Raw genomic sequence first — 13,177 nt, forward strand, 5'->3', positions numbered from 1 at the left:
TTTGTTTTTTTAAAGCATGTATTTTAAACGCATGTATTTAGTAATCAGATTTTAGCTTGATGTTCTATTACCTTGGAACTTAAATCTATCGATATTTCATACCAGATGATTGCTATAAATTTAACGATGTTATAATAAGTGAATCTTATGATTAAGTGTAAATATATAATTATTTTATTGTTCAGTAATGTGGTTTGGGCGACGCAACCTGATGAGAGTAAAAGACCATTGAGCAATGGAACTACACAGCAATCTGACATTAGTGAATACCACCAACAGTTTTATAAGTCTGATAAATATTTTTTTCGTCTGATGGCTAAAGAAACTGATGATAGGGATTTCCCAGAGAAGAACTGTTTACCAATAACAGCGATTTTTCTACAAGGGCATACATTATTAACAACAAGAGAACTTGACAAATTAAACGACCTTATTAATTACTGTATCAGTAGCAATGATCTTAATACTTTAGCCAAGAAAATTACCAGGTTATATCTGGATAAAGGTTATTTAGCTGCCAGAGTGAGTTTTATTCCCTTAAATACTGCGGGGCAATTAGGGATCAATATCACCGAAGGGATAGTTGAAAAAATTGAAGGGGGGGACAGACAAGCTAACCCCTATTTCCTTTTCCCTAATATGCTTGATAAACCGCTAAATATTTCCGAGCTTGATCAGGGTATTGACCAAGCTAATCGACTGAGGTCGAATAAAGTCAGGGTGGATGTATTACCAGGTACTCTGACGGGGATGTCAACTATTAGAATTAATAATAATAATAATGCTAAACCCTGGAGCTTATGGGCTTCTATTGATAATTATGGTTATAAAAATTCTGATGAATGGCAGGCAAAAACAGTACTAACACTGGATAGTCCATTAGGTATCTCTGATCTGGTCAATATTAATTTCAATAAAACATTGGAAAACGGCAAGAGACGCTATAAGCACAGTGCTGGTATTTACTACTCCGTCCCTTATGGCGCACTGACGCTCAGTGCTCTTGCTCATCATACAGAATATCGACGTTATGAGAAACTTACCTATAGGGTTGTTAATTTTAATGGTTATTCACAACAATATAATTTTCGCGCTGATTACACATTTCATCGTAATCAGAAAACGATCAATAGCATCAGTGGGCAGTTAGAACATAAACAAATTAATAACTATGTGTACGATACAAAAATAAATATTAACAGTCATAGGCTGAGCGCTATTGAATTAGCTATTAATCAATACCGTGTAATCCCTAATGGTTCAATGAATGTTAACGTAAAAGTAAAAAGAGGGCTGCCCTGGTTTGCTGCTGATAAAATAAATGCAAGTAAACGCATACATTATGCCGATGGGCAGTTCACTACTGCCAATGCAATGGTTAATTTTAATCGTAACTTTGTATTATTTAATTCTGTATACCAATTCAATCATGTGTTTGTCGGGCAATACAGTAAAAATAAATCTCCTGGCGCGGAGTGGATAAATTTGACCGAGCGTAATGCCATTCGAGGTTTTAGTCGCAGTTCACAATCTGCGAATAACGGCTGGTATGTGAAAAATACTTTATCCCGCGATCTTTCTGTAGATAATGTACTGCTTACTCCCCGTGTAGGTATTGACGCCGGGCAGGTATTAAAACATGAAAATAAACAAGGTTGGCAAAGTAATAGCGGCATAAGTACAGGTATTACAGTGCGTTACCAAAAAATATTATTTGATCTGGAGGCTAGCCGCGGTTGGTGGATTTCAGACAGTAATAAACAAAACGAACCGATACAGTTGTTAGGTCGGATTTCTTATACATTCTAATTTATACCTTGACACTTAAAATGTCAGAGTGATTAGTTGGTACTTGAGTAAATCTATTTGGATTAATAATCTTTATTTTAAGATCTGGTGTAATGCTGTTAAAAAATCGCTTGCTACCTACAACGCTAATTTATTTGGATTATATTCCTATTCAAACTAAATATATTTAATAAGGATGTTTTGATGAGAAAAAATAAATTCAAACTTTCTCCTGCGGGAAAGTTAACCACACTATTGTCATTGATTCTTACACCAGCGACAATGGCTTATGCTGCTGGAATAGAAGCCGCTGGAGATAGCGCACATCGGCCCGAAATATCTTCGACTATTTATGATGTTCCGCTAATTAACATTGTAGCTCCTTCAGTTGTAGGGTTATCCCATAATCAATATCAAGAGTTTAATGTTGATCAACGTGGAGTTATATTTAATAATTCACAATTTAAAGTATTTGAAGGAATGATATCAGCTAGAGCTAACCCGAATTTAACCGGAAACCCAGCTAGCGTCATTTTAAATGAAGTGGTAGGGAGTAATACATCAACATTAAATGGTCATCAACAAATTATTGGTATGCCAGCAGATTATATTTTAGTGAATGCAAATGGTGTTATTTGTAATGGCTGTAGTTTTGCTCCAGGATTTGAAAATGTCACATTGGCGGTAGGGGCTGCGGTTATCGATGATGGTAAAGTACTCAGTATGTCGACCAAGGGTAGCTCTGCGATATTGAACATTGAGAATACGGATAAAAATACTCATGTAGCTGATGTCCTGACACTTATCGCCCCGGTCATTAATGTTGATGGCGATGTTCTTGTTAAAGACAAGTTATCATTTATTGTCGGTCAAAATGAGGTTGGGATTGATACCGGGCGGTTACTAAAATCAAACTTGAGTGATAGTCTGGTAAAAACCATCGATGGTTATTATTTGGGGAGCATTGCCGCTAATCGTATTAATATAATAGATACACGTAAAGACAATAATGTTAATTTATTTAGCCATGTGTTCGGGCAGGAGTTAATTAATGTGGATGCCAAAGGAACCGTGCGTTTAAGAAGCATGGGTAAAGAAACTCAGCGACTCAGTGGGGCGGAAAATATTATCTTATCGGGTAATAATCTTGATATTACCCGAACATTGGCCGCCGATGAAAAAGAAAGATTCAATATTCGTTCAGATAATTACATTGATAATGCCGATATTTCAGGCGGAAACATTCAACTATTAGCCAGTAATAATATTGATTTGGCAGCAGTTTATATTAAAAGCAGTGACAATGTTTATATGTCGGCAGATAAAATCAATATTGATGGAGACCTGATAGAACGTTCTGATGTTGTATTAGAATATGAACCCAAGAAGCAATTCTTTGGCGTAGTAGGCACAAAACAGTCAACCAAATTAGAGAAAAATATACCCTCTTATAGCACTGTTTCTAGTTATGGGGATATTAAATTAAATGGAAGAGAGAAAATAAACTTGAAAGGGGTTGTAATTCATTCAGATAAAAATATGACATTATTTTCACAAGGCGATATTCACTTGAATGGTATGGCTGGAATAGATAAGGAAATAAATCGTATTGAATATTCGCACTGGGGTGATGATGCGAAAACTGGCCATGATAATTATGATATACTCAAAGAAACTTTTAAACCGCTTCATATTAGATCAAATGGCGATATAAACATAGAGTCTAAAAAAACGATTTATTCTCATGGTGCACAAATATGGGCAGAGGGTGGGCTATCAATAGAGGGTCAGAATGGGGTGTATATTGGTGTGGCAAATATGCTTGAATCGCGAGTAGATCGGTTGGATTATACTCAGCATTTAGGTATTGCCGGCTCAGAAAAGGATAATAAAGACCAGTACCATTACATTGCTAATCAATCAGAATTGACAGGTAATTCAGTTTATGTCAATTCCGGTAAAGATATAGAGATTCGTGGCAGTACTATAAAGGCATTAAATAAAGGAATTTTATCAGCTAAAGGTGATCTGACCATTAATGGTATGCTTAATAAACGTAGTTTTACTCGAGATAAGAAAACCGGCGTGATATTTGATATTACCGGCAGTAGCCAGGCGGTAGATAATAAGTATGAAAAATTTATTGATAGCAAATTACAGTCGGGTGGCACCCTTGATTTGCACAGCGGTAAAAATACTTATATCGATGGCAGTCAAGTCAACGCAGGTGGAGCTTTGAACATCAGCTCTAATGGTAAAGTTAATGTACAGGCTGCTCGCCAACAACAGAAAATAGATGAGGAAAAAACCCGTCTCAGTCTGGAGTGGTTTGCAAAAGAATCAGGTGATAAACAGTATCGTGCCGGTTTTCTGGTTAAGCATCAAAAAGACAGTGAAAATAGTCAGCTAACTGAAAATCAGATTGCTACCCTGGAGGGGGGGGATATTAATATCCAGGCAGACGATAATGTTACTTTCTTTGGCACCGCTATAAATACCACCGAGGGGGATTTTAAATTAAAAACATCTAAAAATGTGGGTTTCTTTACAGCGAAAAATCGTGCGGTGATCAATAAAAATCGGGTTGAAAACAGTGGCGGATTCTATTATACCGCAGGGATAGATAAATTTGGCAGTGGTGCGCAATACACGCATATCGACAGCGAAAGTCATAGTGATATTGAAAATAATCTTGTGGTAAAAACTAATATCAACGGCAACCTTAATATTGATGCAGACGGTGATATCACTCAGCAGGGGGCACAGCATCAAGTTGCTAAGAATTATTATACCCGAGCAGTTAATATCAATAATATGGCAAGTCATAATGTTGACATTTCAAATAATAAGAAATTACAAGTTGATGCTGGATTTGGTTTTAATATTAATTACAAAGGATTTACCCGGCCAATAGAGAAAGCAATAAATAATCCGACCAATGCACTTGATATTATTGGCGGTGTGGGTAGCCAGAAAGGCGTTACCGACCCCAACTTAGGGGTAGATATTACCGCATCAGGTAGTAATACCAAGACCTCTAATAATAATTTGCTCGCTCTGGTGACGTCCATCAAGGCACAAGATATTAAGGTTGAAGCCACAAAAGATGTGCTGGATGAAGGCACGCAATATCAGGCTAAGGATGGAGTAATGAAATTGAGTGCAGCGCGTCATTTCAGTCGTGCGGCGGTCAATAGCAAAGAAGAGACCTCCCAGCAAGAAAAGGGTGAGGCGAGTGTTCGTGTCTCAACCACGACTGGTAAAGATATAAAGGTGGCTTTAGCTGCCAAAGCTGAAACCAGTCAGGGAGACAGCTACACTGAACAGATGTTATTCCCTAATATTAAAGCTAAGCAAGGCATTAATATTCGAACCTTGGGCGATGCCTATTACTATGCCACGCAAATTAATGGTGGAGAAGGGAATGTTGATATTAAGGCGGGTAATAATCTGTATTTTGACCAGGTTCAAGATAGCACACGTAGCAGTAATATAAAAACTTCAGATAACGGAAAACTGAGTGTCGGTATGTCGAAATCCTCAGATAGTAGTAAGAATTTTCGTCTGGCAGGGGGCGGTGAGCATCAAGAAGGGGAGAGTAATAGCACGAATGCCGGAATCAGTAAAATAACCACACGAGGCGATCTACGGCTTGAGGCGGGAGCCGAGCTTACTATGAAAGGTGTTCAGGTCGGCAGTGAGGATGCCCGGTTAGCTGACGTTCATTTAGTGGCGCAAGGTAAAGTTAATATGCTGGCATCAGTGTCTGGGAGTGTCGATATTAATGATAAAGCTTTTGCTGATTTTCGTTTAGGGGGCAAGAAAACCCATTCTGGAAGCAATTCATCCAATGAAGGTTTTATTGGCGGTGGCGGTGGGTACGATAAAGTGAATCAGTCTATTTCTGATCGTCAGGGAGGGGAGATTTATAGCCGTAAAACTGTTTCTATTCAGTCAGGCAGCAACAGCAATCAAGCCATTCACATGGAAGGTCAACAGATTAACGCCGCCATAGTGGATATTAAAACGCCTAATGGTGGGGTGTTTTTCGAATCTGCGCGTAGTGAATTACCTAAGGAAAATTGGAATTTCGGGGCTAATTTGGACTTAGTACTGAAACGGACTTCGGGTGAAAGTGGCGGTGTCAGTAAAAGCCATTATGCGGGTAGTGGTGCAAAAGTGATGGTGGGTATGCAAGATGTCATTAAGCATCAAAATACGCGTATTATTGAAGCTGATAAATTCATTCTGAACACCCACAAAGATACGGTAATGAAAGGTGCACGTGTTGATACTGACAAGGCAGAGATTATTGTGGGTGGTGATCTACATATCGAGAGTCTTAAAAGTAAAGAAGATAGCGTTAAAGTGGATGTTGAATTTGCTCTGAGTCATACCAATGATAAAGGCAGTAGTGTAGTCTCTAAAATATCGAAAATCGGTACCAAAAGATTTGAGAAAGATATTAAAAATGCATTAAATTCAGGTATTAAAAAAAGTGAGTTGATGTATAACCAAAAATCATCGCCAAAAGATACCATGGGGGGAGTTAGTTTTAATAAAGAAAACAATAACGTACAACTGCCAACATTGTCTTCTGAAACTCAATCTCGTAATTTTGCCGATAAAACGGCCCGTTTTATGGGAGACAAATTTAAAGGGGCAATAACTGACCCTGCGGGTATACAAGGTCGGGCGAAGCTAGATGTTCAAATCGTGAATAATGATGCGGTTGCTGAGCAATCCGGTATTTTTGGTCTGAGCGATGTCGTGATTGCGGTGAAAGGAGCGACTAAACTGCATGGCGCACAAATAAGTAGTCGGTATCAAACGGTCACCCGAGATATTAATGGACTGGAGTTGAGCAATATTAATAATAGTTATCACCAAGGTGGCGGTGGCTTTAATCTTTCGCCGACCGCATTGGGGATGGCGACTGGTGTCGGAAGTGATGCAATAGCAGGTAAAACCCCCTTTATTTATAATCCCCATAACAGCTCACATGAGGATAAATCTGTAGGCGGAATTGTGGATCACAAAATTTATACCGAGGATGGTTCTGAATTGCCAAAAACCAACTAAGGGCAGGTTTTTTGAGTATTGACCATTTCTAAGGCCCCGAGGGGCCTTTTTTACGGACTACATCCGTTCAACCGTTTGAATACCTAAAGTATCCAGCCCTTGTTTCAGGGTTTTTGCTGTTAGCATGGCCAGTTTCAGGCGGCTCTGACGGCTCTCTTCGCTATCCGCATTCAGGATTTGGCAATGCTCATAGAAGCTGGAGAACAGACCAGCCAGGTCATACAGATAAGAACACATCACATGCGGTGTCCCTTCACGGGCCACGGTAGTGATGACCTCTTCAAACTGCAACAAGCGGGTAGCCAGTGCAGCTTCGCGGTCTTCTGTAATCACTAACGGCAAGGTCAGGTTACTTTCATCAATACCAGCGCGCTTAAATACTGAAACCACACGGGTATAGGCATATTGCATGTAAGGCGCAGTATTACCATCCAGTGCCAGCATGTTATCCCAGTCAAAGATATAGTCAGTGGTACGGCTTTTTGACAGGTCGGCATACTTCACGGCACCAATACCCACAGCTTCAACCACTTGCTTGAGTTCATCCGCAGGCATATCTGGGTTTTTCTCGGCAATCAGCTTACCCGCACGCTCGATGGCTTCATCCAGCAAATCGGAAAGTTTGACTGTACCGCCGGAGCGGGTTTTAAATGGTTTGCCATCTTTGCCCAGCATCATGCCAAACATATGATGCTCTAATGGAACAGATTCTGGCACATAACCGGCTTTACGCACGATAGTCCAGGCCTGCATCAGATGCTGGTGCTGGCGACTGTCGATGTAATACAACACGCGGTCTGCACCTAGTGTTTCGTAACGGTATTTGGCACAGGCGATGTCGGTGGTGGTGTAGAGATAGCCACCATCTTTTTTCTGGATAATGACGCCCATAGGTTCGCCATCTTTATTTTTGTATTCATCCAGATAGACAACGGTTGCACCTTCGCTTTCCACTGCCAGCCCTTTGGCTTTCAGGTCAGCCACAATCTCAGGCAACATGGTGTTATACAGGCTTTCACCCATCACATCGTCTTTGGTCAGGGTGACATTCAGGCGGTCGTAAGCAATCTGGTTCTGCGCCATGGTGATATCCACCAATTTACGCCACATCTGACGGCAATATTCGTCACCGCTTTGCAGTTTCACCACATAAGCGCGGGCACGCTTGGCAAATTCTTCATCTTCATCATAGGTTTTCTTGGCTTGCTGATAGAAAAGCTCCAAATCCGATAAGCCCATGTCGCTGGCATTTTCGTTTTGCATTTTTTCCAGATAAGCAATCAGCATACCGAACTGGGTGCCCCAGTCGCCGACGTGGTTGGCACGAATAACATTGTGGCCGAGAAACTCTAAAGTCCGTACCGCTGCATCACCGATGATGGTCGAACGCAAGTGACCAACATGCATCTGTTTAGCCACATTAGGCGCAGAGTAGTCAACCACAATGGTTTGTGGCTCAACTGGCTGAACGCCCAGTTTAGGGGCTTTCAGCGCTTCTTCTACCTTGCTGGCAACCCATTGACGATCAAGGAAGATATTGATAAAGCCGGGGCCTGCAATTTCGACTTTGCTGGCAATACCGTCAAGATCGAGCAGTTCAATGACTTTTTCTGCCAGTTGTCGGGGCTGCATGCCAAGTTTTTTGGCAATGGCCATCACACCGTTAGCTTGATAATCGCCAAATTGAGCTTTGGCAGATTGGCGAACCTGAGGTTCGCTGCCTGCTGGAGCACCTGCTGCAATCAGCGCCTGGCTGACTTTATCTGAGAGAAGAGCCTGAATATTCACCGGGTTACCTTAATTACGCACAAAAAACATATTAATGACGCACACGAGCATCTCTGTGCCAGTTAATTCAAACGGGGCCAAAAAAACTGTCACGCCAGCAGCGGGAAGGTTTGGCTGAGCGTGAGTCACAAGCTGGCAGGATTTATACCATATTTGGCCCCCGACGTCAGCATCAGGCCAGTGGTTACTGTCATAAATGGAATAGCGGATTTTGTGTGTGTATACCCTGGATAATTCGAGTGAGCGAGAGCCGCCAACGCACATGTAGCTTGAAGTATGACGGGTATAGATTAAATATGGCTGATTAGAACTAATAACTGTAGATTATGGCCGCTTCAATACCGGAAATAACAGTTAACAGGAGAATAAAATGAGCAGCCTGAAAGATATCGTCGAATTATCGGACTTATTAACAGACTTGCCCTATTTTGCACAAAAGCTGGTTGTTTTCGCGGCTAAATTAAATCTGGATTTGACGCAATTCAGTGCTGACCATATTTCATTGCGGTGTCACCAAACACAAACGGCACAACGCTGGCGCAGTGGTTTACAGCAATGTGGCAATTTGATGTCCGAAACACAAATTAATGGCCGAGCTATTTGCCTGTTCGATTTAACGCCGCCACTTGTTGTTGGGCCATGGCAAATAGATTGCGTGGAATTACCTTATCCGGGGAAAACATATTATCCCCATGAAGGGTGGGAACATGTTGAATTGGTGCTACCGGGTGACCCACAAACCTTGATGCAGCGGGCACGCGCCTTATTACCGACTACCCTGCCAGAGGGGGTTACGACTAAGTTTAGTTCTCCACAAGGCGAGCATGAGCGCTTGGCTAATCCAACATTTGCAGTGAGTGATGGTGAGATAACCATTAAGTTTCACCCTTATACTTTGCGACAAATTGTGGATAGTGAGCGCAATGGCTAACGTCTATGGGTTATTTATTTCGATACCGACTATCACTTATGGTTATCACTGTGACTGGCGTCTACTCATGGAATCAAAATGAGTGCCATAGTAAATGCTTCAGTGTGCTTGATTAACGCTTTTTTAGTGTGAGACATTATTTAGCCTGTTATTTAGTCGATTAACTATTAAGCCGATATTTATATGCTGAGAAGTCATAGGGTATTACTGCCGCAGTGGCATCCGTCAAACGGGGGAGAGAATGACTAAATTGGAAATTTGTTGCTATAGCGTGGATTGCGCGCAAATAGCAGAAAAGGCAGGAGCCGACCGGATTGAATTATGCTGCGGTCAGTCCGAAGGGGGATTAACGCCGAGTATCGGTGCATTAATGCAGGCCAGAGAGACGGTTACCATTCCCGTGCATCCTATCGTCCGCCCGCGTGGGGGGGATTTTTGCTACAGCGACAATGATTTCGCCATCATTAAAAATGATATTGCCAGAATCCGTGATATGGGGTTTGCCGGGGTGGTCGTGGGCGTGCTGGATATTGATGGTCACATTGATATGCGCCGGATGCGAGAAATTATGTCTGTTAGTGGTTCATTGGCGGTCACTTTCCATCGGGCATTTGATATGTGTCAGAACCCAATGATTGCGTTACAGCAATTAGCGGATCTGAATGTGGCGCGAATTTTAACCTCAGGTCAGCAACAGAATGCTGAGTTGGGGCTGGCATTATTGAAAGATTTAGTTGCCGCCACTCAGGGTCAAGGACCGATTATCATGGCCGGGGCGGGGGTTCGTCTCACGAATATGCAGAAATTTATTGATGCCGGTATTCGGGAGCTTCACAGCTCTGCTGGCAGAACTGTGCCGTCAACGATGAAATACCGCAAAGCGGGTGTGACAATGTGCGCCGACAGTGATGTCGATGAGTTTGCTCATTATTGTGTAGACGGTGAAGTAGTTGAAGCCATGAAAAGTTTGTTGGTGATGGGCGCGCCGTTACCGCAATCTGCTTAGATTTGCGCATTTGCAGTGATAAAGTTGTCAATACCCCGGCCAATCAGACCGGGGTTTTTTTATGGTTTACGGGCGATGAGTACTGCTCGGAGTGGGGCCGGATAACCTTCAACAGTTTTGGTTGGATCGTTCGGATCGAGGAATTCAGCTAATGACTCACTGGTCATCCAATCGGTACGGCGTTGCTCATCGGTGGTGGTCACGGCCATATCGGCAATTCTGACATCGACAAACCCGCATTTTTCCAACCAGGCTTTCAGGGCTGGGGCCGAGGGAATAAAATACACATTCCGCATCTGAGCATAACGATCACCGGGCACTAATACCTGCTGGCTATCACCTTCGACCACTAATGTCTCAAGCACCAGCTCTCCCTCGTTAACCAACTGATTTTTAAGTTGATAGAGGTGATCCAACGGTGAGCGACGATGATACAGTACGCCCATTGAGAATACAGTATCAAAGGCCGCCAGCTCCGGCAGTTGTTCAATACCTAATGGCAACACATGGGCTCGCTGGTCACCCCCGAGCAATTTACGAATAGCTTCAAACTGGCATAAAAATAGCTGCATTGGGTCGATTCCCACCGCCAAATGTGCACCTTCACCAATCATGCGCCATAAGTGATACCCGCTGCCACACCCGACATCCAGAATAGTGCGACCTGCTAGTGGACTGACGTGCGGCAAAACTCGCTGCCATTTCCAGTCGGAACGCCATTCAGTGTCAATATCTAACCCGTACAAAGAGAAGGGGCCTTTGCGCCAGGGCATCAGGGCGCGCAACATGTTTTCCATCCCTTCACGTTGCCCCGCTGAAATCGGCGGAGTCATCTCTGCCCGCACACCTTCGCGTAAATCCAGCGAGGTTGGTGTGAGCTGCGGCAAGTGCTCAACAGCGTTAAACCATGTTTTAAACTTACCGTGTAATGATTCGCGCCGCCAGGCACTGAGCTGAGCGGGCAGGGTATCTAGCCATGGGCTTAGCGGGCCTTTGGCAATCAGCCGGTAAAAATCGCCAAATTCAATCATTGAGCCTCTCCCGCTTTCAGGGCAATTAACGAACCAAAATTAAAACATTGGAACCACACTTCAGCGTGTTCGAAACCGGCCTGATGCAGACGCTTTTTATGGGTTTCAACCGAATCCGTCAGCATGACATTCTCTAACATGCTACGTTTTTGACTGATTTCCAGCTCGCTATAGCCATTCGCACGCTTAAAATCATGATGCATATTGAACAGTAATTCGCCAACATCATTATCTTCAAAGTTGAATTTCTCTGACAGCACCAAGGCACCACCTGGGCGTAGCCCTTGGTATACCTGATTGAGCAACCGCTGGCGATCCGCTGGCTCAAGGAATTGCAACGTGAAGTTAAGCACCACCATTGAGGCATTCTCAAGCTGGATATCCAAAATATCAGACTCCACCACGTCCACTGGCGTTTCTGCCCGGAAGGCATCTATATGACGGCGGCAGCGTTCAACCATCGCCGGTGAGTTATCCACGGCAATGATTTTACAGCCTTCGACTTTGATATTACGCCGCATTGACAGTGTTGCCGCACCGAGTGAGCAGCCAAGATCGTAAATCTGGCTATTGGGTTGCACAAAACGCTCAGCCAGCATGCCTATCATCGAGATGATGTTGGAATAGCCGGGCACCGATCGGCTTATCATATCAGGGAAGACTTCAGCGACCTTTTCGTCGAAAGTCCAGTCACCCAACTTGGCAATAGGGGCAGCAAACAGGCTATCGCGCTGTGGCGCTGTTGGCCCAGGCTGCTGCTGCGTATCATGTAGAGATTGCGTTTCGCGTTTTGGCATGGCTGTCATTGACTAAGTAAGAAATGAGCAAGAAATTAAAGGCGCATATTATAACAGAAAACAGAATAAATGAGCGCGATAAAGCGCGTGTGGATAGTCAATAGGTAAGGGCTGGCATGAAGGCGGCAATTAGCCGCCCGAACTAACTGTGTTCCGTTTGGGAACCGAGCAATAATCTGAACAGGCCTATTAGGTCAGGCTGAAAATCTGATCCCAAGGCAGGTAGTAAATATTAGCAATAATCATCAAAACCAACGAAACATAGGTGGCGCTCATCCCGGAGCGGCGCCAGCGAATTTCGCGATGACGTAAACCATAATAATGTAGCAGGCGACCAACTATCAGCATCAATCCACAGATATGGAGCATCCATGTTTCAGCACCGTTCATTTCCATCATAATGAGTAAAATGACAGCAATAGGAATATATTCCACAGCGTTGCCATGTACACGGATGGCGGTTTGTAATTCATAAAAACCACCGTCGCCATAAGCGACTCGGTACTGATTTCTCAATTTAACTACATCAAATGAAAGCTTGATCAATAACAGTGCGCCCAACACCACATAAAGCGAGCTAACCATTTTTAACTCCATTGCCCAACATAGACTGGCCAGATAATGATAACCGCCTACCGTGTTACTGTCGCTAGAAAAATGGTAGGAATCACATTTCTTGATACTCGGTTTAGTGTTTAGAATGATGAACTTGTAAGACAGGGATAAACATGACCTGTAGGTAGTGTAGCGTTTG

8 protein-coding genes are annotated in these 13,177 nt (G+C 43.0%); 4 read left to right on the forward strand and 4 right to left on the reverse strand.

Annotated features, from left to right (window positions below; translation table 11 throughout):
* Nucleotides 1-138: 138 nt before the first annotated feature.
* Both FGL26_RS03525 and FGL26_RS03530 read left to right on the forward strand, forming a co-directional pair.
* Entirely contained in the window at nucleotides 139-1,809 is a 1,671-nt protein-coding gene (locus FGL26_RS03525; protein WP_005169154.1) for a ShlB/FhaC/HecB family hemolysin secretion/activation protein, read from the forward strand.
* A gap of 183 nt (nucleotides 1,810-1,992) precedes the next feature.
* Nucleotides 1,993-6,870 (forward strand): hemagglutinin repeat-containing protein, encoded by a 4,878-nt coding sequence (locus tag FGL26_RS03530; RefSeq protein ID WP_005169156.1) that lies wholly within the window; start codon nucleotides 1,993-1,995, stop codon nucleotides 6,868-6,870.
* 57 nt (nucleotides 6,871-6,927) lie between these two features.
* Here the strand turns inward: FGL26_RS03530 and argS are convergent, their stop codons facing one another.
* Nucleotides 6,928-8,658 carry an arginine--tRNA ligase gene (gene argS / locus FGL26_RS03535; protein ID WP_005169158.1) on the reverse strand — a complete coding sequence of 577 codons (1,731 nt, stop codon included), beginning with the start codon at nucleotides 8,656-8,658 and terminating at the stop codon, nucleotides 6,928-6,930.
* Between the two features lie 370 nt (nucleotides 8,659-9,028).
* Here argS and FGL26_RS03540 point away from each other — a divergent pair, with 370 nt between their 5' ends.
* Both FGL26_RS03540 and cutC read left to right on the forward strand, forming a co-directional pair.
* Entirely contained in the window at nucleotides 9,029-9,589 is a 561-nt protein-coding gene (locus tag FGL26_RS03540) for a VOC family protein (protein WP_005169160.1), read from the forward strand.
* A gap of 241 nt (nucleotides 9,590-9,830) precedes the next feature.
* Nucleotides 9,831-10,595, forward strand: coding sequence for a copper homeostasis protein CutC (gene cutC / locus FGL26_RS03545; protein ID WP_005169161.1), 765 nt, complete (start codon nucleotides 9,831-9,833; stop codon nucleotides 10,593-10,595).
* 59 nt (nucleotides 10,596-10,654) lie between these two features.
* On the opposite strand, the gene cmoB is transcribed toward cutC, so the two are convergent.
* The 3 genes from cmoB to FGL26_RS03560 all read right to left on the reverse strand — a co-directional run bounded on the left by cmoB (nucleotide 10,655) and on the right by FGL26_RS03560 (nucleotide 13,008).
* Nucleotides 10,655-11,626, reverse strand: a complete 972-nt coding sequence (gene cmoB, locus FGL26_RS03550; RefSeq protein WP_005169164.1) for a tRNA 5-methoxyuridine(34)/uridine 5-oxyacetic acid(34) synthase CmoB — start codon at nucleotides 11,624-11,626, stop codon at nucleotides 10,655-10,657.
* Entirely contained in the window at nucleotides 11,623-12,423 is an 801-nt protein-coding gene (gene cmoA / locus FGL26_RS03555; protein ID WP_005169166.1) for a carboxy-S-adenosyl-L-methionine synthase CmoA, read from the reverse strand. Before cmoA ends, cmoB begins: the two co-directional genes overlap by 4 nt.
* A gap of 189 nt (nucleotides 12,424-12,612) precedes the next feature.
* The gene (locus FGL26_RS03560) at nucleotides 12,613-13,008 is read right to left on the reverse strand and encodes an MAPEG family protein (protein WP_005165969.1); all 396 of its coding nucleotides are present in this window, start codon (nucleotides 13,006-13,008) and stop codon (nucleotides 12,613-12,615) included.
* Nucleotides 13,009-13,177 lie beyond the last annotated feature (169 nt).

The organism is Yersinia enterocolitica subsp. enterocolitica (genome assembly GCF_901472495.1).
Classification (GTDB): Bacteria; Pseudomonadota; Gammaproteobacteria; order Enterobacterales; family Enterobacteriaceae; genus Yersinia; species Yersinia enterocolitica.

Coding starts and splice junctions, on each gene's coding strand:
- FGL26_RS03530 (WP_005169156.1), top strand. CDS start 1,993: ATGAGAAAAAATAAATTCAAACTTTCTCCTGCGGGAAAGTTAACCACA.
- cutC (WP_005169161.1), top strand. CDS start 9,831: ATGACTAAATTGGAAATTTGTTGCTATAGCGTGGATTGCGCGCAAATA.
- cmoB (WP_005169164.1), bottom strand. CDS start 11,626: ATGATTGAATTTGGCGATTTTTACCGGCTGATTGCCAAAGGCCCGCTA.
- cmoA (WP_005169166.1), bottom strand. CDS start 12,423: ATGCCAAAACGCGAAACGCAATCTCTACATGATACGCAGCAGCAGCCT.
- FGL26_RS03540 (WP_005169160.1), top strand. CDS start 9,029: ATGAGCAGCCTGAAAGATATCGTCGAATTATCGGACTTATTAACAGAC.
- FGL26_RS03560 (WP_005165969.1), bottom strand. CDS start 13,008: ATGGTTAGCTCGCTTTATGTGGTGTTGGGCGCACTGTTATTGATCAAG.